Annotated in this window: 20 protein-coding genes, 3 tRNA genes and 1 pseudogene; 9 read left to right on the top strand and 15 right to left on the bottom strand. The window is 72.2% G+C overall.

Annotated features, from left to right (window positions below; translation table 11 throughout):
• Positions 1-15 precede the first annotated feature (15 nt).
• From RLT57_RS30790 to RLT57_RS30770, 6 genes and pseudogenes are all read right to left on the bottom strand, one after another.
• Entirely contained in the window at positions 16-606 is a 591-nt protein-coding gene (locus RLT57_RS30790) for a hypothetical protein (RefSeq protein ID WP_311300950.1), read from the bottom strand.
• Positions 603-1,454 carry a glycosyltransferase family A protein gene (locus RLT57_RS30785; protein WP_311300949.1) on the bottom strand — a complete coding sequence of 284 codons (852 nt, stop codon included), beginning with the start codon at positions 1,452-1,454 and terminating at the stop codon, positions 603-605. The genes RLT57_RS30790 and RLT57_RS30785 overlap by 4 nt, the downstream gene beginning before the upstream one ends.
• A gap of 37 nt (positions 1,455-1,491) precedes the next feature.
• Positions 1,492-1,857, bottom strand: a complete 366-nt coding sequence (locus tag RLT57_RS30780; protein WP_311300948.1) for a hypothetical protein — start codon at positions 1,855-1,857, stop codon at positions 1,492-1,494.
• Between the two features lie 256 nt (positions 1,858-2,113).
• Positions 2,114-3,217: pseudogene (locus RLT57_RS33640) on the bottom strand (PTS transporter subunit EIIC); the annotation flags it as partial.
• A 232-nt stretch (positions 3,218-3,449) separates the two neighbouring features.
• Positions 3,450-3,533, bottom strand: a tRNA-Leu gene (locus RLT57_RS30775).
• A gap of 143 nt (positions 3,534-3,676) precedes the next feature.
• The gene (locus RLT57_RS30770) at positions 3,677-4,801 is read right to left on the bottom strand and encodes an SMP-30/gluconolactonase/LRE family protein (protein WP_311300947.1); all 1,125 of its coding nucleotides are present in this window, start codon (positions 4,799-4,801) and stop codon (positions 3,677-3,679) included.
• A 325-nt stretch (positions 4,802-5,126) separates the two neighbouring features.
• Between RLT57_RS30770 and RLT57_RS30765 the strand changes: the two genes are divergently transcribed.
• A tRNA-OTHER gene (locus tag RLT57_RS30765) sits at positions 5,127-5,200 on the top strand.
• 18 nt (positions 5,201-5,218) lie between these two features.
• Here RLT57_RS30765 and RLT57_RS30760 read toward each other — a convergent pair.
• Together RLT57_RS30760 and RLT57_RS30755 are read right to left on the bottom strand one after the other, a co-directional pair.
• Complete coding sequence (locus tag RLT57_RS30760) at positions 5,219-8,137, bottom strand: SpoIIE family protein phosphatase (RefSeq protein ID WP_311300946.1); 2,919 nt, start codon at positions 8,135-8,137, stop codon at positions 5,219-5,221.
• Positions 8,138-8,244: 107 nt separating this feature from the next.
• Entirely contained in the window at positions 8,245-10,089 is a 1,845-nt protein-coding gene (locus RLT57_RS30755) for a helix-turn-helix domain-containing protein (RefSeq protein ID WP_311300945.1), read from the bottom strand.
• 78 nt (positions 10,090-10,167) lie between these two features.
• On the opposite strand from RLT57_RS30755, the gene RLT57_RS30750 reads away from it, so the two are divergent.
• The 3 genes from RLT57_RS30750 to RLT57_RS30740 all read left to right on the top strand — a co-directional run bounded on the left by RLT57_RS30750 (position 10,168) and on the right by RLT57_RS30740 (position 12,500).
• Entirely contained in the window at positions 10,168-10,368 is a 201-nt protein-coding gene (locus RLT57_RS30750) for a hypothetical protein (protein WP_311300944.1), read from the top strand.
• A gap of 401 nt (positions 10,369-10,769) precedes the next feature.
• Entirely contained in the window at positions 10,770-11,750 is a 981-nt protein-coding gene (locus RLT57_RS30745) for a hypothetical protein (RefSeq protein ID WP_311300943.1), read from the top strand.
• Positions 11,751-11,816: 66 nt separating this feature from the next.
• On the top strand, positions 11,817-12,500 hold the full coding sequence (locus tag RLT57_RS30740; RefSeq protein ID WP_311300942.1) for a hypothetical protein: 684 nt from the start codon (positions 11,817-11,819) through the stop codon (positions 12,498-12,500).
• A 78-nt stretch (positions 12,501-12,578) separates the two neighbouring features.
• Here RLT57_RS30740 and RLT57_RS30735 read toward each other — a convergent pair whose 3' ends face one another.
• On the bottom strand, positions 12,579-13,079 hold the full coding sequence (locus RLT57_RS30735; protein WP_311300941.1) for a hypothetical protein: 501 nt from the start codon (positions 13,077-13,079) through the stop codon (positions 12,579-12,581).
• Between the two features lie 374 nt (positions 13,080-13,453).
• On the opposite strand from RLT57_RS30735, the gene RLT57_RS30730 reads away from it, so the two are divergent.
• From RLT57_RS30730 to RLT57_RS30720, 3 genes are all read left to right on the top strand, one after another.
• A complete protein-coding gene (locus RLT57_RS30730) occupies positions 13,454-14,020 on the top strand; it encodes a helix-turn-helix domain-containing protein (protein ID WP_311300940.1) in 567 nt (188 codons plus the stop codon).
• Between the two features lie 37 nt (positions 14,021-14,057).
• Positions 14,058-14,876: a hypothetical protein gene (locus RLT57_RS30725; RefSeq protein ID WP_311300266.1), complete on the top strand. Its 819-nt coding sequence runs from the start codon at positions 14,058-14,060 to the stop codon at positions 14,874-14,876.
• A gap of 297 nt (positions 14,877-15,173) precedes the next feature.
• Entirely contained in the window at positions 15,174-15,572 is a 399-nt protein-coding gene (locus RLT57_RS30720; RefSeq protein WP_311300939.1) for a hypothetical protein, read from the top strand.
• 143 nt (positions 15,573-15,715) lie between these two features.
• Here the strand turns inward: RLT57_RS30720 and RLT57_RS30715 are convergent, their stop codons facing one another.
• The gene (locus RLT57_RS30715; protein WP_311300938.1) at positions 15,716-16,102 is read right to left on the bottom strand and encodes a hypothetical protein; all 387 of its coding nucleotides are present in this window, start codon (positions 16,100-16,102) and stop codon (positions 15,716-15,718) included.
• A 1,111-nt stretch (positions 16,103-17,213) separates the two neighbouring features.
• Here RLT57_RS30715 and RLT57_RS30710 point away from each other — a divergent pair.
• Together RLT57_RS30710 and RLT57_RS30705 are read left to right on the top strand one after the other, a co-directional pair.
• Positions 17,214-17,489, top strand: a complete 276-nt coding sequence (locus tag RLT57_RS30710; protein WP_311300937.1) for a hypothetical protein — start codon at positions 17,214-17,216, stop codon at positions 17,487-17,489.
• 549 nt (positions 17,490-18,038) lie between these two features.
• A complete protein-coding gene (locus RLT57_RS30705) occupies positions 18,039-18,281 on the top strand; it encodes a hypothetical protein (protein ID WP_311300936.1) in 243 nt (80 codons plus the stop codon).
• A gap of 186 nt (positions 18,282-18,467) precedes the next feature.
• Here RLT57_RS30705 and RLT57_RS30700 read toward each other — a convergent pair whose 3' ends face one another.
• The 5 genes from RLT57_RS30700 to RLT57_RS30680 form a co-directional block, all read right to left on the bottom strand.
• Positions 18,468-19,235, bottom strand: a complete 768-nt coding sequence (locus tag RLT57_RS30700) for a RapZ C-terminal domain-containing protein (RefSeq protein ID WP_311300935.1) — start codon at positions 19,233-19,235, stop codon at positions 18,468-18,470.
• A complete protein-coding gene (locus RLT57_RS30695) occupies positions 19,232-19,498 on the bottom strand; it encodes a hypothetical protein (RefSeq protein ID WP_311300934.1) in 267 nt (88 codons plus the stop codon). The genes RLT57_RS30700 and RLT57_RS30695 overlap by 4 nt, the downstream gene beginning before the upstream one ends.
• Positions 19,499-19,634: 136 nt before the next feature.
• Entirely contained in the window at positions 19,635-20,222 is a 588-nt protein-coding gene (locus RLT57_RS30690; RefSeq protein ID WP_311300933.1) for a protein kilB, read from the bottom strand.
• A gap of 303 nt (positions 20,223-20,525) precedes the next feature.
• A tRNA-Arg gene (locus RLT57_RS30685) sits at positions 20,526-20,602 on the bottom strand.
• Between the two features lie 301 nt (positions 20,603-20,903).
• Positions 20,904-21,536, bottom strand: a complete 633-nt coding sequence (locus RLT57_RS30680) for a hypothetical protein (RefSeq protein WP_311300932.1) — start codon at positions 21,534-21,536, stop codon at positions 20,904-20,906.
• Positions 21,537-22,469 lie beyond the last annotated feature (933 nt).

The raw sequence follows: 22,469 nt of genomic DNA, 5'->3' as shown, positions 1-22,469 counted from the left end.
GAGGAAGGGAATGAGTCAGGCGAGGTCCCGAAGACGCTCGCCCAGGTGCTGCACAAGCGCCATTCCGCGCTCCGGTGTCAGGGGGTGACCGGTGGGCGAGTGTCTCCAGATGAGCGGCGCCGCGTCTGTTCCCAGCGTGGTGGGAGGTACCGGCACCCAGCCCCCGGGACCGATCGCGGCGATCACCCGCGCAGGGGGCAGGGTCGTGCGGTAGCGGCGGAGCAGGCCGGAGGGCACCGTCAGCCACACCCATGAGCGCTCCGGCCCGTGGACCGTCGGAGGGGCCAGCCCCCGATCGTCCAGGTAGTCCGCCAGATCAGCCTGGAGCGCGCCCGGCACCTGGAGAACCGCATTGTGCGACGGCAGGATCACGCCCAGGCCGCAGGGCGCATACCGCGTGAACTGCGCCGCGATGTCCGCAGGAGACCTGCTGGCGGTCGTCCAGTACCGCGCCGCCATCGTGTGCTCCCCCGGCAGGTTGCACCGGGGGCCGAGCAGGCAGCGGCACCGGCCGCCGTGCCGTCCGGCTATCAGGGTCACCGGTCCGAGCCGGACCAGACTGCTGAGCTGCGACAGCAGCGCGGGAGTGTATGAGGAAGCGGTCACTGTGCCCGCCCGCACGTCGTCGCGTCCGCCTGCGTACGGTCCGGCCGCTGGCCCGGTATCAGCGTGAGCTGGCGGCCGGTGAGCAGGTCGTCCTCGCCGGTGCGGGTGGACGAGTACAGCGCCCGCCCGTGAAGCCAGGCGAACCGCCGGCCCCTCTGCTCCAGCGGGCCGTCGTCGTATCCGCTGGCGGCGGTCATCTGCCCGGGGTGCCGGCGGACCAGGTAGCAGATCTCGGGAATGATCTCCCCGGGGCTGCGCCCGGTAACCTGGAGGCAGTACAGGTAGTCCTCGCCGGTGGTCAGGCCGCCCTGCCCGCCGGCGGCGCGGGCCAGCTCGGTGCGGACCAGCAGCGTGGTGTGCCCGACCGGCGGCCGGCTGGTCTCCGGCGATGTCCACGCTGCCCACACGTCGCCGGGCTGGTAGACGCCGGGCGGGAGAGCCGGCTCCAGCCGGGTTGACCCGTCCGGGAGGAGGTCCGCGGACCGGCCTGCGATCCACCCGTGGCCCGTCTCCTGTGCACGCCGGTAGCGCCGGGCCAGGGAGTCGGCGGGCAGCACGTCGTCGTCGCAGAACGCGCAGTAGACCCCGGTCGACTCGTTCAGCGCCAGGTTGCGCGCGGCGGCGGCGCCGACCGCCGGCAAGGCGAGAACCAGGACACGGGGGGCGTCCGCGATTTCGGCGGGCACCCTGCCCGGGTCGGCGCCGTCAAGGGCGAGCACCCACTGCCAGGCGGTCGGGGCCTGGACGAGGAGGCTGGAGTACAGCTCGCGGAGGAAGGGCAGGCGGGTAGCCGCGAGGCGGGTCGGTGTGATGACGGTGACGGCGGTGGTGAACACAGGCCGTGTCATGAAGAGAAGTCCTTCCAGCGACGGTTCGGGGCGCGGTTCAGGGCCGGTTGATGTTCGCGGCGCCCTGGCCGGGACGCTGGTCCCAGCGGCCGATGAGGACGTCCTGGGTGAGCGTGACCAGGCGTATGTGGGCGGGCAGGGTCTGTGCGTACCGTGCGATCTGCGGCCCGTTGGCGGGCAGTTCGGGTGCGCGGGCCGCCGCTGTGGTGAGCAGGGCGGGGGCGGCCGGCTCCTCCGTGTCGGGGCCGGACCAGCGCAGGGCGAGCACCGTGCCGGGGTTGTTGTCGGGCAGGCCCGTCAGGACCGGCTGCCACCACGTCCCGGCGGCGCCGAGGACGACGACGGGGAAAACGGCCCCGTGCCCGTAGAAGCCGGCCAAGACAGGGGGCAAGTGGGCGGTCATCCGCGGATTCCTCGGTGAGCAGGGGGAGGGGAACCGGGCGCGTCTGGCGGCCGGGAGTCGGGATGCCGAACCGGGTGATCGCCGCGCGGAAGACGGCGTAGTACACCGCGGCGAACGCGCCGCCGATGGGCAGTAGCAGCAACGGGCGGGTCGCAAGCCGGAAATTCAGTGCGTAGTCCGTCAGACCGGCGCTGAAAACAAATCCGTCGCGTATTCCGATGCTGTTGACGATGGCCATACTCAGCCCGGTTAGTGCGGCATGCGCGGCCAGCAGTCTGAACGAGAGGAAAATGAAGCAGTATTCGACGGGTTCGGTCACGCCAAAAGCGGCACTCACTGCGGCGGCAGGTAGCAGGATCTGGGCGACCGCCTGCCGTTCTCCCGGGGGTGCAGAGCGCCACATCGCCAGCGCTGCGGCCGGGAGCCCGAACATCGTGACCGGGTAAAGTCCGCCCTGGAAAATCCCGGCATGCCGGTCACCGCTCAAGAAGCACGGGATATCGCCGATGATCCCGTGCGCACACGTGCCGGTCATGAAATAGACGACCGTATTCGGCACGCTATGGAGTCCGGCAGGGACCAGAAGACGGTTGATGACGCCGAAAGCGGCCCCGCCGATCACCGGGTGACCGACGACGGAAGTCCCGAACCAGGTCAGAGCGCCATTGACAGACGGATACGCCAGACCGAGCAACCATCCGCTTCCGGTGGCCACCGCGGCGACCACGCCGTAGACGGCGAACGGCGGAATCCGGCGGCCGTCGTGGCGCCCGGCCCACCGCTCCGCCCACCGCCACACCGCGACCGCGAGCAGACCGGCCGTGATTCCGGCGAGTGCCCCGTAGGGCCACCGTGAGGGAACATCGGGCCGGTCTGCCGGCAGCGGAACCACCGCCAAACAGGCGCGGGACAGCATCAGGTAGCACACGACGCACGCCAGGACGGGCCCGACCGGATCGCGTCCCCGCCGGAGACCGACGCCGATACCCGCCGCCAGCAGCAGAGGAAGGAAGTCCAGCACCGCGCCCCCGGAGCCGGACAGCACCGCGGAGAGGGTGTGCAGATGCCCGGACCGGCCGAGCAGATCCGGCTGTCCGGCACGCAGGAGCAGCCCTGCGGCCGGGATCGCGGCCACTGGCAGGGCCAGGCTCGCTCCAATCGCTCGCGTCCGTGAGCGATCAGCGGAAGAGGACGGCAGCACCGGGGGTCTCCATGGGCGGGCGGCGCGGGCGGTCTGCGAGTGCCGTCCTACGCACGGGAGCAGGAGGAAGGGGCGGTCGACGGCCCCGGCCCGGCCGGCTCTGCGGAACCCGCGGGGGGCGTTGTGCCGAGAAGGCCGGCCACACGGGCACGCAGCCATACCCACGGCCGCACCCCCAGCGCCGACCTGCGCTCCCGGCGGGCGGCCCGGCGCTCCTGGCGTTGGACCGATCGCGCGTAGGTGATCAGGCGCTGCCGGTCCGCCTCGCGCAGCAGCTGATCCCTGCCCGCGCGCGCTTCCTCAATGGAATACATCAGTAGAAGCCCTGTTCTCGATTACGCCCGCCGCTGACAACATTGTGAGCAGGTTCAGTAGGCGTTTCTGATAAAAGCGCCCGGAGCCGGATTCGAACCGGCACGCTCCTTGCGGGACAGCGACATTTAAAGTCGCCGTGTCTGCGTTTCACCATCCGGGCCCGACTTCGCTGTCTGCGTTAGCACTGCTGGATCGGATGATTCAGCGCTGGGCCCCGTAGAGGGAAGCCGGGCCCAGCAAGTGTGTCAGTGTGGCGCCGTTTCCCGCCGGGGGGTGGCGGGAAACGGCAGTCTCAGGGGTGGTTTACGGGTGGTACAGCCGTTCGGACCGGTCAGGGACCCGTGCTTGCAGCACGACCTGATCGCCGGCGGGGCCGCCGAGAAATGCCTGATTGGTGATCACGGCGCGGCCGTCGGGGAGAATGGCGATGCTCGCCGGATTGTCGTACGGCACGGTGAGCTTGGCGTTGTCCGCCGCGGTGGCGGGTGTGCGGGTGATCTCCCGGCCGTCGGCCGAGAGGGTCATCAGTGCGTTGCCGACGGCGAGGGCGACGTAGATCCGGCCGCTCTGGCCGATGGCGATCCCGTCCGATGCCTCACCGGCCCTGCCCTGCCAGATCTGGCGCAGGGCTCCGGCCGAGCCGTCCGGCTCGATGGGGAGGGTGTAGATGCGGCCGGACGCGGTGAGGATCTGTGCGGGATCGCTCAGGCCGTAGCTGCACTGGGCGAGGACGATGGTGCGCGGACCGGAAAGACGGATCCCGCAGGGGCCGAAGAGGGACTCCAGCCGGCTGTCAGTGAGCCAGACGTGCGCCGGACCCCCGCCGGGCGGGACCCGCCACACCAGCGCCTGCGAGATGTCGGTGACGTAGATGGCGCCGTCGGGGCCGGCCGCGATGTCGTCGGGGTAGGCAGGCAGATCGACTTGCGTAGCCGAGCAGTTGCCCGGATGGGCTCCGGCCGTGCCGCAGGACGGCACGTCCGCGAAGGTCGCGTAGGTCCGCTGGACGCCGGTCTCCGGGTCCAGGGTGATCATGCGGGCGGGGTGGCGGTCCAGGATGTAGAGCAGCCCGGTCCGGCCGACCGCCATGTTGGTGAGGCCCTGCCCCGTGGTGGCTTGGCCGGTGATGGTGTAGTCCCGGAGCAGCCGCCCGGACTGGTTGTAGCGGTAGATGTGGCTGGGGAGGTTGGGGCTGCCGTCGGCGGCCTGGTGGGTGCCCACGTATACGCTGCCGCGGTCGGTCGCGATGCCGACCAGGTGGCCGGGGCTGCCGGCCGGCGGCGTAGCGAACACGGTGGTGGTGGCGGTGGTGGGCGTGCAGGCGGTGGCCGCGGTGGTGGTCAGCATGGCCAGCGCGGCTACCGCCGGCGCGGCTGCCAGGTTCCACAGGCGTCGTGATCGGCGCCGTCTCTGTCGGGTGGTGCTCATTCGTGCTCCGTAGCTGCCGTGTGAGGAGGGCGAGTCGGGGTGCCCTTGCTGGTAGCGACTGCCGGTGCGTGCCGTCGCCGCCCCCCGCCCGCGGCCATGAACGCGGGCCGCGGGGCGGCGGCGCCCCCGTGCGGGGTGGACGTTAGGTGCGGGCCGTGACGCTCCGCACTGGTCCCGGCGCCGAGTCCGGGGGGGTGCAGACGGTCCCGGTGCCGAGCTTCGGCACCGGGACCGTTGGGGCGGGTCGCGGTTCGGCGGCGGGACCGGTGGATGTGGCGGTGGTGCGGGTGACGGTGAATACGGCCATCGGTTTCCGTCCGGTCCGGCCGGGGTGGCGCAATGGCAGACGCAGCCGGTTTAAATCGGTCTCACCTGCGGGTTCGATTCCCGTCCCCGGCACGTGTGGCGTGTGGTGGGCTACTCACGTCCCTCGGCGCGTACCGCTGCCCAGACGACTTTGCCGGACGGGGTGTACCTGGTGCCCCAGGAGGCGGCGTAGAGGGAGACCATTACCAGGCCGCGCCCGAATTCATCCTCAAAGCTCGGGTGTCTGACCTGCGGGGCGGCTTTGGAGCCGTCGTACGTCTCGCACACGACTTCGCCGCCGCGGAGATTCAGCAGCCGCAGCCGGATGTCGTCCCGGCCGTCCCTGCTGTCCTCGTCGGCGCTCTGGCCGAGTCCTACGGCGTGCCTGACGGTGTTGCCGACGAGCTCCGAGACGATCTGCTCGGCGGCGGGTACCAGGTCGGCCAGGCCCCAGCCGGTCAGCGCGCGTGCGGCCAGGTCGCGGGCCGCCCGCGCGGATTCGGGGTGGCGCGGCAGGTCCCACTCCAGGATGTGTTCCGTGGGCAGGCGGCGGGTCAGGAGGGTGAGCAGGGCGAGGTCGCCGGTGCCGTCCGGGCCGGGCAGGTCGCGGGTGATGGTGTCGCACAGGCGGTCCAGCCACCCGTCGGGCGGGTCGGGGACGGCGGGGGGCAGGGGGGATGCCGCCTGGTGCGAGGCGATGATCTCGGTCAGCGGCCGGTCCTGGGGGTCCGCGTCGCCGGTGGCGGGTGCGTGGAGGACCAGGAGTGACCCGGGGGGCAGGGACAGCTCCGTGACCTCGGCGGGCACCCGCGCCTCCCCCAGGCGGTCGCCGGTGGGCATGTCCACGGCGGCCGGGATCCCGCCGGGGCGCATCAGGACCGGCGGGGGGTGGCCTGCGGAGGCGATGGCGCACCGGCCGGTGGTCGGGTCGTAGACGGCCAGGAGGCAGGTGGCGGTGACGGCGCCGCCGCCCAGCCGCCGCCCGAGCCTGATCATCGTGTCGTTGACGTAGGCCAGCAGTTCGTCGGGCGGCAGGTCCTGGACGGACATGAGCAGGACGGCCTGGCGCAGGATGCCCATGGCTACGGTGGCGTCGGGGCCGGCGGTGACGGAGCCGATGACGGCCAGGACCCGGCCTCCGGGCAGGGGTTCGAGGTCGTACCAGTGGCCGCCCACCACGTCGCCCTCGCTCCCGGTGGTGGTGCGGTAGCGGGCGGCGGCGGTGACGGCGGCCAGCTCGGGCGGCGGGCCGGGGAGCAGCTCGCGTTGCAGGCGGTCCGAGCGGCGCCGGTCCCGCTCGTGTGCCGCGGCGGCACGCAGGGCGTGCGCGATGACGACGGCGGCCGTGCCGAGCACGGACCGGTCGGCGGCGCCGAGGTGGCGGGGCCGGGTCCAGGTGAGCACGGCCGTGCCGGTTACCTGGTGGGAGGCGATCAGCGGCACGACGGCCCATGCCCGCTGCCCGCCCAGGCGTGCCAGCGGCAGCAGGTGGGGCCAGCGGCGTGCCAGCTCGTCCCGGCTGGAGACGTACTGGGGTCCGGATTCCAGCGCGGTGGCCTCCAGCCGGTCGGGCCAGGGCACCGCGGCCATCTCCGCGCGGAAGCCGTCCCCGTGTCCGGTGACGGCCACCAGCCGCGGCTGGTGGCCGGTGAGGTCGTGCAGGACCAGGCCGTCCGCGCCGACCATCGGCAGCACGTGCGTGCTGATCGCCGCGGCGATGCCGTCGGTGTCTGGGGCCTGGATCAGCGCGCGGTTGAGGTCCTCCAGGTGGCGCGCCCGTTCGGCGGCCTCCTGCTCGGCCATCGTCTGTGCGGTGATGTCCGTCCACTGGACGGCGACGTAGCCGCCGACCTCGGCGGCCCGCACCTGGTACCAGGCAGTTCCGGCGGCCCGCACAGCCCGCATGGTCACTGTGGCGGTATGCGAGGCGGCCGGGGCCGCCCTCGCCCGGTCCAGGAGCTCGGGCAGCCCCTGGCCGCGCAGCTGCCCGGCCAGCTCCCACAGGGCCCGGCCGGCGGGGACGTCCTCCTCGGCGGTCAGGCCGGTCAGGTCGCGTGCGGCGCGGTTGGCCCACTCCACCCGGTCCCCGGTGTCCACGACGAAGATCGGGTCCGGGTTCTGCTCCAGTACGCCCCCCAGCCACATTTCGCGGCTGTGGGCTTCGGTGACATTCCAGGCCGTGCCGGTCATCCGGACCGGCTCGCCCTCCCCGGGCTCCTCGAAAGCGGCGCGCAGCTCCAGCCAGGAGATCCGCCGCTCCCGGTCCACCACCCGGTAGACCACCGCATACGGCCGACCGGTTTCGAAGGAGGTCTCGATCGCGGCCTGCACGCCCGGCAGGTCGGCGGGGTGGATGCGCTCCAGCCACCCGGAGATCTGCCCGTCCCAGGTCGCCGGGTCCAGGCCGGCCAGCGGGAGCATGCCCGCGGTGGTCTGGTCGTAGTCGATCCGGCCGGTCTCCGTGTCCCAGCTCCAGAAACCGACCTGGACCTCCCGCATCATCTGGCGGCCCAGGCCCCGGGGGTCGGAGTCCCGCCACCAGCTCGCGCCGCTGAGCCAGATCCGGACCGCCGGCAGCTGCGCGCTGGCCGCTTCCGCCAGCGCGCTGAGCCTGCGGCGGGTCTCCTCCTCCGGCAGGGCGGCCAGCAGCACCGACAGGGTGCCGACCGGCGTGCCGTCCGCGGCGGTCAGGGGAGCGGACAGCACCCCCACCGGGCCGCCCGTCGGCGGCGGTCCGGGCCAGACCGCGGACCAGACCACGCCGGAGGCGGCCACGGCCCGCATCGGCGCCGTTGCCGAGTCGGCCGGCAGCTGCTCCCACGGCTGGGTGACCGCCTCGGGCAGTCCGCCGACGGCCGCCAGGCGGAGGGATCCCTGCGGCCCGGACAGGTGGGCCAGACCGCCCAGCCCGCCCAGGTCGCCGATGGCCTGGGTGAGTGCCAGCCGCAGCAGACCGGCCTGGTCCGCGGTCTCACCGGGGTCGCCCACCCACCTCAGCCGCAGCGGCAGGGAGTCGTCCTCGTCGTCCATCACATCGCCTCCGCCACCCAGTGGCGCCGTGCCTCGCCTACGCGAGCCAGATGTTCTCGTTTGTCAACAATGGCATGAATCTGGCGTTTTGCGCTGCTGTGGTGTGGTCAGTGGTGCAGGTGGCGGGGCGTGAGCACGGTCGGCGCGCGCCCGGTCACGTAGGCGGCCAGCACCAGGTCGTGCACACCTGCGGGAGGGCGGTCACGTGCGGCGCCCCGGCCGGAAGGGGTGATCAGCGTCCGCTGCGCGAGCTCCTCGGCCCGGTGCAGGCGAGCCCGCACCGTCTTGACGTCCATCCCCAGGCGGGCGGCCGTCCGCACGGTGTCCGTGCCGCAGCCGATCCAGGCCAGCACCACGTCCAGCAGGTCCCCGCCGGCCAGGCGGCCGAGCAGGCCGACCGCCCATTCGGCGACCGGGCCGGTGCTCAGCAGGTCCCCGAAGGTCAGCGACCCGGTGTAGGGGAGGGTGCGCAGCCTCAGCTCCCGCACCCGCAGCGCGACATCAAGCACGATCCGGTCGCCGGGGTCCGACCAGTCCAGCCCGGCCGCGGACGCCACCGCCCACGCCCGGTTGCCGACCGTGTCCCGGTCGACGCCGAGCCGGCGGGCCACCTCGCCCGGACCGTAGGCCAGCGCGAGCCGCGTCGTCAGCGCGAAGGACACGCGCCGCTCGCGCGGCCACTCCTCCAGCGGCGCCAGCACACTCCGGGCCCACCGGTGCGCCGGTGCGCCCGGCAGCGCGGAGGCGATGTCGACCACCGGGGTGTAGGTGGCCCACCGGCCGGGCGCGTCCACCGCCGCGCTCAGGGCCCGTTCCGCCTCGGAGCGCCCGGCGGCCACCGCCTCCGGCGGCACCGGCCGGCCCGCCCCCAGGCACAGGCCCGCGTCCCGGTCCAGGACCCGGCACAGCACACCCCCCACCCCCTCCCCCTCCTCCTCTCCCTCCGGGTCGGGGACCGGGTGCAGCACGACGACGCGGTCCCCGGCGGATCCGGGGGCCACCAGTGCCCTCTCCCCCAGACGGTGCTGCAGTTCGGCCACCAGGGCATCCCGCCGGCCGGTCCGCGTGCTGAGCACCCGCACCCGCACCTCCCGGGCCGCCAGCACCGCCGGACTCAGCCCCAGCGGCCCGGCCGCCCGACGCGCGGCCTCCACCTGACCGGCCGTCAGCATCTCCAGCACCGCCGCGCCGAGGTGCGCCCGGTCGGCCTCGGCCGCGCGCCGCTGCGCGGCCCACCCGGTCAGCACACGGACGGCCGCCGCCACCGGCTCCACCGCCCCCGGCGGCCACCCGCCGCGCCGCGCCACCACCAGCACGTCGCGCGGTGGCCGCGGCCCCAGCCCGTACAGCCGCACCACCCAGTCCTCACCGGCCGGCACCTCCGCCACGGCCGCGGACACCCCCTCCGCCACGGCCGCGATCCGCGCCTCCGGCAGGACCAGGCCGCCCCGGACCACCGGCACCCGCCGGTCCGGGACAACCAGGACCGCCCGCCCGTCCACCGCCCCCGCCAGCCACCGCAGCACCCCCACGGTGTCCTCCCGCCCGGACACCAGCCCCAGCAGCACCCGCAGCCGCTCGGCCTCGCCCGCGGCGGCCCGCGCCACTCTGCCCGCTTCGGCCTCCCGCGCGTCCGACACCAGCTGAGCCAGCCAAGCCCCCGAGCACTCCCGCGCTTCGAGGACCGGCAGCCGGCCGAGCGCGGCGGACAGCAGCCCGTCCGCCGCCGGAGCCGCGGTGACCACACCCGCGGCCCCGCTGCGGACCAGCTGCCCCACCAGGTCCGCCCACCCACCGGCCGCCGCCGCGGACTGCCCGACCAGCGCGAGCACGTCCGTCCACCCGCCAGGCCGAACAGGGGCCCCGATCTCCACCGGCCACACACCCGCCACCATCCGGCCCAGCTCGCCCTCACCGGCGACCAGCCGCAGCCCGCCCGGCGGGCGGTTCATCAGAGCTCCGAGCGTGAGCATCCCGCCATCGCCATCCTGTCCAAATCAACTCTTGACACGGAGGCAATAATGCCCCCCATGGCACGCCACGGGGACATAGAAATACGCACACCGGACCCCTGCACACGCACCGGCGCCGCATGGCGCTGCGTCACCGTGCTGGTCCTGACCCTGCTGCTCATCAGCGCCGGAGCCTGGCTGGGATCCACGCTGATCGGGCCCGACGCACGGCTCGCGATGATCGCCGTCGGGCCCGCGGCCTCGCCGCCGGCACCCTGACCGTATGGTGGCTGAGAGCCCCCACCGGCCACATCCTCGCGCCCGTACTCGCCACCACCGACGCCCGCCTCTACAGGGCGCGAGCGACCGGTATGCCGAAGCCGGGTAGCCCCACCCGGCACCAAGGGCCGCCCCACACGAACGTGTGCGGGGCGAACCGCAAGGGCCGCTCGGCGGGGTTGCCCCGGCCGCGCCAGCCCAGCTCGTGCAGATCGCGCTTTCCCTTTCGGCCGGCCGGGCGCTCCGTGGTGGTGCCGCAGCCGTCGCAGGCGATGACCGGGGGGTGGTCGAGCGGGAGGGGCAGACCTCGCGAACTGTCGTTGTATGCATGGCCTACATGTGTGTATGCTTAACATGCAGACGATGGGCCGGGGTGGTCCATCCCCAGCAGAGGAGAACCCGTGTCCGACATTCGCATCACCCCCAGCGCCACCGGCAAGCGACTGCTGATCTTCACCCCGTACAACGCCGACTTCGTCGCCGGCGTCAAGGAGATCGGCGGCAAGTGGGAGCGGGAGAGGAAGGCGTGGAGCGTGGACGCCCGCGACGAAGAGCGCGCCCGCGACCTGGTGCGGGACTACTTCGGGACCGATGGCTCCCCCGAGGACATGACCGACCTGGTGACGGTCCGCATCCCTCTGGCCAGGTACGAGCTGTCCTACCACTCGGGCGCCAAAGCGCAGTTCGCCGGTCGGATCATCGCCGAGCGGCCCGGCCGGGACTCCCCCGTCCGGCTCGCCAGCGGGGTGGTGGTCGTGGAGGGCGAGCTGCCGCCCCGCGGCGGCTCGATGACGTATCCGGCGATCGACGCCGACGGCGTCAGCGTCGAAGTCCGGGACATTCCCCGCTCCGCGCTCGGCATGTACGAAGACGGCGCGTACGTCATCGTCAGTGAGACGACCGTGCAGCCGCAGCCCGAGGCGGACCAGCTCCGTGCCCGCCGGGCCGAACTCCTCGCGCAGGTCGGGGAGCTGAACACCCTCCTGCTCGACCTCGACCCCGAGGGCGAGGCCCGGCGCAGGGACCAGGAACGCGAGCGCCTGGCCGAGGAGATCGGCGCCAGCCTGCGGCGCGAGCACCAGCGCGACAAGGCCGACGCGATCCGCGAACTCGTCCAGGCCCAGCAGGAACGGGAGACGGAGCGCGCCACCGAGGACCAGCGGCAGCGCGAGGAGCAGCAGCGCGCGGCCGAACAGGAGCGGAAGCAGCCGCGGGACTGCCGGTGTGGCGCCCACACCTGCCCGCCCGACGCCCCCACCGCCCAGCAGTACGCGCAGACCGTGGGCCGCACCGCGGCGACCGTCCTCGGCTGGTGCCGCACCGGCAAGGTCACGGCCGTCCAGCACAACGGACGCTGGTACGTCACCGCCGACAACCACTGACCGACCGCCCGAACCGCCGTGCCGGGCGAGCACCGCCCGGCACGGCCCCCTGGAAGGAACCAACGCATGAACGGAACCCCCGGCGACCAGTCCTGGCCGCAGCGTCTGCGGGACGCGCGGCAGGCCAAGGAGACCGCCGCCACGGCCTACGAGCAGACGATCAGGGACGCCAAGAACGTCGGCGGCATGTCGGCGCTGTCCATCGCCGCGGCGATGGGGATCAAGGACCGCACGCGGATCACGAAGTACCTCAACGCCGTCCCCCCGGCCGACGTCCCGCCGGTGCGGCTGCCGGTGGTCCTCAGCCTGCATGGCGCCGGCAACAGCGAGGAGTCATGGGCACGGATGCGGGCAGGTGTGGCCGCCCGCGGCTGGCTGGAGACCGACGACAACGGCGCCTGGCACCTCTCCCGCGCCGGCGCGATCACGGTGATCGTGAACTGGCCCGCCAGTTTGGACGCGGTCGGGATCAGCCTGGTACGGGCCGTCCACTCCCAGCCGGGCGAAACCGTCATGCCCCTGCGCGACTACCTCCCCACCATGGCCTCCATCCAGCTGGAGCGGGAGCACCCCGAGGTCGCCGACTGGCCGGTGCGCAACCACGAAGACCACTCGGTGAGGTGGCGCGTCGTCGCCGAGCGGTCCGAGTACCGCCCCCGGGCTGAGTTCGACAACGGCGACCAGGTGGTCTTCGCCGCCGACGTCGACGCGATCCTGGCGCGAGTCGCAGCGCTGATAGATCAGCCGTGACCGCTGCCCGCAGCGCGGACGGGCGCCCGAAGCCAACCTTCATGGCCTCGGGCGCCCGTCCGCGTGCCGGGTGACGCGCTACTCGGTTTCGGCCCGCAAGACGTACACCGTGTCCAGGAACGGCTTGTCCTGCGGCCCCTTCGGGTACTTCAGGATGGTGATGTCCTGGTGGGTGCACCCCTTGCTGGCGTGCAGGGACGGGTTCATGCAGTGGTCGCGGGTGTGCTCGTGCACCCACCACCGGCCCCGGTCGTAGTGCCGGGTCGGTACCGCGCCGTCGGCGCCGATCTCCTGGCGGGGCCGGGGGGTAGAGGGCTGCCGGCCGCGGATGGTCACCAGCCGCACGGTGCCGTCATCGGTGATCCCCCGGCGGCGGTCGGCGCGCAGCTTGACCGGCTTGCGCTTCTCCTCGGCGACGTCCACGACCGCCTTGCCCACCCGCTCCTGCGTGATCAGGTCCCAGCAGGCGATGACGGCCCGGGCGGCGAACTGGCCGCTGTCCTGCGCGGCGTACCGGTCCGCAAGCACGTCTCCGGCGGCCGAGACGCTGCACGCGGGGATCGCAGAAGCTGGCCTCACCGAGGACTACGCCACCGTGCAGGGGCTGCACGCGGCGGCGCGGGAGGCGTAGGCGCAGCAAGCCCCCGCCGGTGCGATACCGGCGGGGGCTCAACCCCACTGGGGTGAATCGGGATACCGGGTGGGGGGCCCCCGGCGTGCGGGGAGCAGGGTGTTCGCGGCCACCGGCATTGGATCAGCCCCACGGGATGGGGAGCACTGCAAACGACCCACCGTGACTGAACTGAACGCGGGGATCAGCCCCGCCGTGCGGGGAGCAGCAGTTCACTGCGGTGCCCACTCTAGCAGCCTGGAGCGCCTGGCTGGTTCCCCGTGCCCCTTGCATTTTGCTCGATTGTCGAGCATTATGGTTGCTGTCGAGAGGGAGGGACCCGATGAACACGACCGCAGCCGCCCAGTGCGCCGGCGTCACCGCTGCCACGATCCGCACCTGGTGCCGCCGTGGCGTCATCGCCGCCACCAAGACCGCCGGCCGGTGGGTCATCGACGCAGCCTCCCTCGCCCACCGCATCACCATCGGCGCCCTCAAAACCCGGAAGGCCACCGTGAGCGAGCTCCCCTTCGTCCTCACCAACGAAATCCGCACCCCCGGCCCCCTCCTCGGCGTCATCGGCCCCGCCGACGCGCTGCGGGCCGCTTTCGAGTCCGACACCCCGATCACCCTCGGCGGAAAATACACAGGCCAGCGCGTACACCTCGGCCACACCCCCCGCGACTGGGCCGGGCGCCACCTCGGCGGCCCCAGGGGCCTGGACTACGAGATGGGCACCTACCCGACACACCCCGACGTACAAGGCGCCTGCTACCTCGTCGACGACACCCGCCTGGAGGGCGCGCCGCTCCTGCGGCGCATCATCGACGACGCCCTCGCCCGGTCGGCAGCCGCTGACGCCCGTGCCGACGCGGCGGACGACGCCTACCTCAACGACTACTACGAGTAGCCCAAGAACCCTCCGCCCACGACCCGAAGGAGCCGCCGTGCCCACGATCCTCCGCGTGAAGTTCCGCCGCGACGCCCACGAACACGAAAACGGCCGCCTCGTCCCCGCCTACCACGAAGAGGTAGACCTGGACGCACTGACCCCCCGCGCCCGAGCATTCACCGAGGCCCTCCACGACGCCACATCCCACGCCGTGCCCGGCGGGACCATGCTCGTCCAGTTCGAGTGCGACCTCACCAATGCCGAGCTAGCCGACCTGCACTGCCTGCCCGACGCCTACCGCCCCGTCCGCAACGCGGACAGGCGGGCGATCCGGACCGTCCGATGGGAGATCCTCCCGTCAGTGTCCGTGGTGCCGCTGACGGGCTGGCTGGAGGACCAGGCCCGGGTGCAGGAGCCCCACTGGTACCCGATCGGCGTCCTCGGTCTCCCGCGGGTGCCGTCCTGGCAGGCCGGCGCCGCCGACCGGTACGTGACCCGGGACCAGGCGATGGACCTGCTCCGGAAGTACGGTGCCGGCCTGTCCCTCACCGGATGGCAGACGCTGCAGCGCACGGATCTGATGCGCCCGGACCGGTACGCCGCAGGCCGCCCGCAATGGCGCCCGGAGTCCGTGCGGGCGTTCGCACAGCGCAAACGCACTCTGTGGCCGGTGTCGCACATCACCGGGCTCCTGGGCCTGTCCAGTGCGGATGCCACCGGCGGCCAGCTGCGCCGGTGGGGCATCCCGGCAGAGGGACGGCAGCCCGGCCGCACCGGGGAGAACCTCTACCCGGCGGACTTGGTCGAGGCCGCACGCGCGACCCGCCCAGGCCGGGGGAACCACCGCGGCAGCCGGGACACCCCCCATGCCTGACCCGCGCACCGTGCGGCGGTAGCCAGAAGAAGGCGGGAGTCCCCGCCCCATAACCAGCAGGCGCGGACTCGGCCCCGCGACCGCGGGGAGCACGTGTACAGGCCCGATCGCCCCCGCAACCGCATCGCCCGGGAGACCTGCCGCGCCGCCCGCGACGCCGCCTGACCCGCCGCCCGCCCCGCCCGGGGGCCGGCACCCACCACGCCACACACCCCGACAGGAGATCTCACATGTCTCCGCGGCTACGAGCGCCGCTACGGCGTACCGTGCCTGACGGCCGAGGCCGCCAACCTGGCCATGGAGCAGCTCCGCCCGCTGGCCGACCGCGTCCTCGCCGACTGGTCCGAGCACTGGGACGGGGAGAACCGGATCGCCCGCCTCGGGGCCGACGCCCACGAGGCCGAGGATGCCATCCCGAAGCACCTCGGCCTGGACGACGAGCAGGCGTTCCAGTTCGGCGAGACCCCGGGCTTCACCGAGAGCGATCTGGTAGCGCAGTGGGACATCGACAGCGCGATCAGCGGCTACGAGGCGGAGAAGTACGGCATCACCGCCGACACCGCGGACGAGCGCCTGGACGAGATCGCAGCCGCGATCACCGCGGATCTCGCCGCCCTCGGCACGAGCGGGGTCGCCGTGGTCCCCGGCCTGGACGGCTACCTGCGGGACCTGCGCGACAACCTCGACGCCGGCTGACACCGCGCCGGCCCGGCGCACGGCCGCCCGCTCCGGCGGGCACAGGCGGAGGACGGGCTGCGACTGCACGGAGGGACCGTGCCGGGTCGTGGTGGGCCCAGTGCGCCACGCCCCCGGCCTGTCGGAGGCGCGGCCACACCGGGTCAGCGGCGGTTGTCGCGGATCTGGTAGATCCGCTTGCAGGTGAGGCCGGCGGCCCTGGCGATAGCGGCGACCGGGACGCGGCTGGCGACTGCGTGGCGGATCCTGCCGTCCCGCTCCTCTACGGCGTCATCGATGGCGCGGGCCGCGTCCTCGACTCCCTGGAGCAGGAGCTCATGGCCGGAGCCGGGCGCCGCCTCGGCGGAAACTTCGCTGTTGATCTGGTCGGCGATGACCTGCCACTCGCTGTCGAGCGGGACGCCGTCATCGTCGGTGTCGATGTCGAGTGCGCTGAGATCGTCGGTGGTGACGGGGCTGTAGTCGTCGCCACGGTCGATCCTGCCGCCGTGAGCCCAGAGGTCCTTGATCTGCTGAACGGTGACCTGCATAATTCTCCCCTCCGGTGCCACGTTGTGTAGCGCGCTTCACATAAATTGACGGTCCGACCGGGCATTGTCAAGCGCGCTTCACATGGCATATCCTCGAACACACGTCCGATCCGCCATCCCCGCCGCCCCGCATCCGCCTGACCCTCCCCGGGGTCGCGGCCGTGGACGCCCGGCCGGCCGAGGGCGAGGACCCGCTGGTCTGGCACTACCGCGGGCCCGTACTGGGATGACCGGAGTCTGCCCGATAGCTCGATGGGCCGATGCCCGGACCACGTCGGTCGCCAGCAGCGTCGCATGGGCACGGACCTCCCGGTACAGGGAGGTGTCCTCGATGTCGTCGCGGTTGAGGTGGTCTTCGCCGCCAACGTCGACGCAATCCTGGCGCGCGTCGCAGCGCTGATAGATCAGCCGTGACCGCTGCCCGCATCTGCGTACCGGGGAGAGCGCTACTCGGTGTTCGGTCAGTCGGACGTACACCGTGTCTCCACCGCCCCCACCGGCCACATCCTCGCGCTCGTACTCGGCACCGCCGTGGCCGGGATGGCCGGCGCCGCACTGAGCCACGACCACCCGACAGTGATCGCCCGTGCCCGCCTCTACACGTTGATGAGGCTCTCTGAAAACGGCCAGGGCTACTCGTCGCCCCACTCGCTCCGGCGTTCAACTGAGTGGGGAGTTTCAGCGAGCGTGGCGCGCGTTGTCGGCCGGGGCCGCCCGCTCGTGGAGTGTGCGGGCCGTGCCGGCCGGTCAAGGGCGCCTGCGGCGGCGCTCCGCGCTGGCCTTCGGCCACCCTGGACAGTCCGACCCGCCCCTGGACCTGGCTGGCTATCGGGCGGCCCCTCCCTTGCGGCGCCCGTTCGCAGGTCAGATGGCCTGTGGGTGGGGAGCTCCACTGAGCAGGTGCGGGGTCACCCCCGAGCAGGGGGTGGGGATTTTCAAGGAGCCCCATCAACGTACGGCACGGCGCTGCTCGACCAGATCCTGCTGGTCGCCGGGACCCTGGTCGCCCTCGTAGCCATCACGGCCGCAGCCGTCAGTAGCCACCGGCGCTCGTATACCAACCGCAGGGCGTGTTGCGAAAAGGTACTCTAGATTAGTACTATGCGTGCCCATGGGCGCCTCGCAGCACGCACGTCTCACCGATTTCGACAAAGCGGACGGCAATGTGGCCGCGTACCTCGCCGCTATGGACGAGGTGCGGCGCCTGGAGGGGGATCTCGCTGACGCGCGCGCCAAGGCTGACCGGCATGCTGCTGCGATGGATACCCAGACCGGGGAGGCGCGCGGGCGTCTGGGGCGCCTGGCTGGCCATCTCGGTGTGAAAGAGCAGTCCCTGAAAAACCAGCGGCAGCGGGGCAGTAAGCGACGCGCTGAAGAGACTCCTTGACGGATTGCCGTAGGCATGACAAGTATTGAAGTTTTCCCCTCCTTCTGAAGCGGTGCCTGTGTGTGCGGATTGGATGACGCGTCGGCGCGGTGGCCACCGCCCGCGCTCGCAGTGACCCCCCTTATGGCCCATGCAACCGCTGATGACTCGGAGAGCGGCCCGAACGCGCTGCTCCCTGCCGCCAACCACGGGCGGGCCGTCGACAGAGTCGAGTCGGCGCCGCCCTTCGCCCATGATCTTGTCCGCTCGCTCGACAGCGCACGGGCTGCTGTCGGCGCCCTCGGCGAAGACAGCCCGTCGAGCGACGTCTCGGTGAGCGCGCTTGCCGCCCTGGTGTGCGTCGGGGCGACACCGGCCGATGCCTTGCAGGCCGCTGCCGACGCTGCCCGTCGGGCACCGTCGCTCGAACCGCACGGGCTCACGCTCGCCCGGGTACCTGGCGCGACCGAGGGCGCATGGGAGTGGCACGTCACCATGACCGTGAGTTCTCCCGACCCGGACACCGGGGAGCGATACGCCCCAACACATCACGGCAGGGGGTGACTCGCGGTGGCAACGAGACGGTTCCGATTCCAGAACTACACCATCGCGGCCGACGACTCCGCCTTGCCCGAGTTCCACGCCGTGTGCGTCACGGGCGAGGATGCCGACTGCGGCGCCGACTCCGGCCGGCATGCGAGCGCGGCCGAGCTGGACCGGTGGATGGCCGAGCACGCGCGGGACGCCGGGCACACTCGGTTCCGCCGTTCCGAGTGGACCTATGCCGAGGTCCAGCCGGGAGACTGGCAGTAACCGAGGAACGGCGCCTACTGCTCTGGCGGCGGGCGGAGCGGGTCCGGATAGGGCTCGCAACGATGCGGGCCACGCGGCGGGCCGTCGAACACCAGCGCGCGGCCAGTGGGAATCGTGCCGCTGCCTCGTAGAACGACAGCAGCGCCCGGCCCCGTGAGTGGGGCCGGGCGCTGCTGCGCGGGTGGGTCAGTGCTGCTCGGGAACGGCCTCGGGCTCGGTGGACCGGTCGATGACGTCCCGCTGCACGTCGAGGTGCTCGACGGTGACGCTCATCTCCTTGTCCAGCCACGATCGGAGGGAAGTTGCGAATGCCACCGACCTGTGGCGCCCGCCCGCGCATCCAACCGCCACGGTGACCGGGCCAGCGGACGGGCCAGACCGGAAGGCGCGGACGGCGGCGGCCGTGGCGTCGAGCAGCTCGGCGATTCCGTCGGTGCCCATGACGAGACGGTGCACGGGCAGGTCGAGGCCGTTCATCTGGACGAGTTCGGGGTGTACGTGCGGGTCGCGGAAGTGCCGGCGCAGGTCGAGGACGATCTCGGGGCGGAGGTCCTCCGGCAGGCCGTCGCCGTGGTGGAGGTATCCGAAGGAGACGAGACGGACGTCGGCGCCGCGGGTGAGGTCGGCGAGCTCGGCCTCGGCCTCGGCGAGGGCCTCCCGGAACACGTCGCCCTCGGCCCCGAGTTCGTCGATGAGGCCGCGGAGGGTCTCCGCCTTGAACTGGTGGTGCGCGAATACCTCCTCGTCGGTCACCTTCGGCGGCTCCTCGGTGAACTTCGCCAGCTCGCGCGTTGCCTCGGCGTATTCGCCTTCGAGGTTGTACTCGGCCGCGGTGTCCTTGGCCGTCACGAGTTCGTCGTACACGGCCCGGGTGCGGGTCTTGACGAGCAGGACATCGGCCCGCCGCTGGAGGTTGGCGAGCTTGGCGAGCGCGCTCCGGTGCTGGTCATTCATGTGCGGGGTTCCTCCTGTGGACCACGCGCAGCCGCGCGGCCGTCGTCGGTGAGGCGGAAGAAGTGCGGGTGCCCCCGGTGCGTGTGCTCGGGGTCGGGCGATCGCTGGACGTGGCCGCAGTCGTCGATCGAGTCGGCGAGGCCGAGTTCTTCGAGGGCAAGCTCGTCGGCCTTCGAAACCGTGCGCGGGTCGATGCTCCCTTTCGGGTGCTCGGCCGCCGTACGGATGGCGGCGAGCCGTTTCGGGGTGAGTCGCGGGGCCATCGGGTCAGGCTCCGTGGCGCTTGCCGTAGGCGAAGGCGAGGACGGCCAGAATCGGCGTCGCCACCGCGATGACGAGGCAAAAGGCCCGCATCGGTTTCCTTTCGGTACGGCCCGCCGGATGCGCCGGCGGGCCTGGTCACTTGGCCTTGCGCCGGATCTCGCGGTTGTGGAGGGTGTTACCGGTGGCGGTGTAGGTGCACACTGCAACGGTGGTCAGCACCATGGCGTTGACCCACCAGGGCGACGGCGGGGCCGAAATGAGGATGTGGAACACGGCAGCGGCGGCGACGGCTCCGATAGCGGCGGCGGCCGTGAGAGCGTCGGCGGCGTTGACCGCGTCCTCTCGGAGCGCGGCCAGGGTGGCGGCGTCCGGGGCGTTCCGCAGGGCGTAGGCGGTCCGAATCGCGGTGCGCACCTCGTCTTGCAGGGACGGGGCGAAAACCAGCGTCGTCACCTCGGGGAGGGTCACCGCGGACCGGGTCACGTGACTGGCTGCGCGGGCCTCCGCCACGACGGCGGCCGGGGCGCCCGAGAGGCGGGCGTCTTCCCGGGACCACATCGCCCGGCGGTGATCGACCAGGGCCGAAATCAGGGCCGTAACGGCGGCGAGCTGTTCCCGACGATGCTGGGCGCGCTCCCGGTCCGCATCCGATCGGCGCTGGACACTGCCGGTGGCCAGGACCCCCAGGAGGGTGCCCGCAACGGCCAGGATCGCGGGCCACATCAGCGGGCCCCGTGTAATGCCGCCGGCGCCGCGGCCGTCGAGCTGTGGTGCGTCGTCATGGGGTCTGTCTCCTTGGGTGGTGAGGCGGGCGGTGCTGCCCGGCCCTCCGGCCCGTCCGGGCACCTGACGCCGTGTCGACGCGGTGCACCCGGGCGGGTCGGGGGGTCGTCAGTCCCGGACGGCGAGGAAGGCGGCGACGCCCTCGACGAGGTGGTGCGACGCCTGGATGATGGCCGTACGGCGCATGACGGACTTGCCCATAGCGATCTCCCGTGAGATTCGATGAGTTGGTGTGTTCGGGGGTGGTGGTGTCGACGGGTTTCGAACCCGTGGCCTCGCCCTTCGCAGGGGCGCGCTCTGTCCGGCTGAGCTACGACACCGGGCGTTTGGGTTGGCAGAGAAGCCGGCCTGCGGTACCCGCCCGACCTGCTGTAACTACAGTACATCTAAATATCGAGTTGTGCAACGATTTGCGATGACTCAGGTCCGCCCGCCCCTGTTGGTGGGGGTCCGGCCCGGGGTGGGGGGTGCCCCGGGCCGGGGTCAGGGGGTGGGTTGGTGTGGGGGGTGGCCCGGTCCCCGGTTCCCGGGTGGAGGGGGTGTGGGGGGCCGGGGCCGGGCCGTGGTGGGCGCGGGCGGCCCCGGGGGGGGTTGGGGGCCGCCCGGCCCGGGTCGGGGTGCTTACGCGGCCTTGTAGCCGTTCAGCTTCTCCGTCAGCTCCGCCCGCGCGAGCTGGAGCGCCTTGATCTGCGAGTCGATCTTGTCGATCTCCGGCTGGATCGCCTCGGCCCGCTGGCCGTTGAGGAAGGCCGCGTACTGCGCCTCGCGCTTGGCCGTGGCCTTGTCGGCGCGGTACTCCGTGACCAGGGCGGTCACGAGGTCGCGGACCTTCTCGAACGTGGCGGTGCTCGCACGCCCGGAGGGGGCGTTGGTCGGGAAGTGCGCGCCGAGCACGGTCCGGTGGAACGTGATCTTCGGGTTGGGGTCGCTCTTCTCGTCCTCCGGGTTGACGTCCAGATCGGCCGGGTTGACGAGCTGGTGACCGACCACGTAGATCAGGTCGCCGTCGCCCAGCATGGGCACGTCCACCCGCTCGTGACGGTCGGTGCTGCCCTTGCCGAACTGGATGTTCAGCAGACCGGGGACGGCCGGGTTCAGGTTGTAGTCCGGGTGGACCACGATCGAACCGATCGGCATCGCGCCCTCCTGGAAGACGCGGGAGAGGTCGTAGACCGCCTCGCCGTTCTCGCCCGTCTCGACGGAGTACGAGTAGGTGGAACCGGCCTGGGTGGTGAAGGACTTGGTACCGGACATGAAGATCCCCTCCAGAGGGTCAGTGGTGAGTCGGTTTCTCGGCCGGTTCTTCGTTCCCCCGACCTCGTGATAACTACAGTACATGGGTTCATCGAGTTATGCAACACCCGAACGGGACACCCCTACAACGCTTCACCGAACCAGGCCCCTACTAGGAACTTCGCCCACCCAGCCCCCCACCCCGGCCCGCAACCCGCGCACCCCCGACCGACCACCACCCACCCCGGGGCCGACCGGCACCCGCCGCCCGATCCCCGCCACCGAATCAGGAACGCGAATCTAACACCATCGGGAAAGCCGCCCCGCCATCCCGGGCGCGAATCTAACGCGCCGCCCCCGCACCTCCGTTGGAGCGGCCCGGATCTAACGCCACCGGAAACCGGCGAATCTAACGCCCCGCCAACTCGGGCGCGCGAATCTAACGCCACCTCCGGAAAGCCCAGAAAGGCCCCTCACGCCCCCGCCCGGTTACCGCCCTCTCTCACCTTCCCTCCGCCGCCCCGGACGCTGTAGGCTCCCACCAGAGCAGTACAGAGGGGCGCACGACACCGGCCCGGGGCCACCCCGGGCGACCGGCCCCGATGCCCCATCAATTCCCGTTGCATAACCTGAAAAAGGCGGCCCCGGCCCCCTATACTGGTTCCACACAGCAGGACATCGGACCCGGACGAGAAACACCCCGGAAACCCAGAGAAAAACCGCCGAGAAACCGCCGAAAGGCCAGCATGAAAACCGGGGACGCCCCCACCACCTAGCCAGCCAATCGGTAACCGCAACACCCGCAAACAGAAAGCCTGATAACCACCGCGACCACCCACCGGCCCCCGGCCCGCCCCGCGGGCCGGCTCCCGGCCGGCCCCGCGGGCCGGCCGGTCAGCGCTCCGCGCTGACGGTCTGTCAGAGGGCGCCCCGCCTCTGTACCCGCTCCGCGGG

The organism is Streptomyces sp. ITFR-21 (assembly GCF_031844685.1).
Classification (GTDB): domain Bacteria; phylum Actinomycetota; class Actinomycetes; order Streptomycetales; family Streptomycetaceae; genus Actinacidiphila.
The sequence above is the reverse complement of the archived record's forward strand: the minus strand, read 5'-3'. Positions and strand labels throughout refer to the sequence as shown.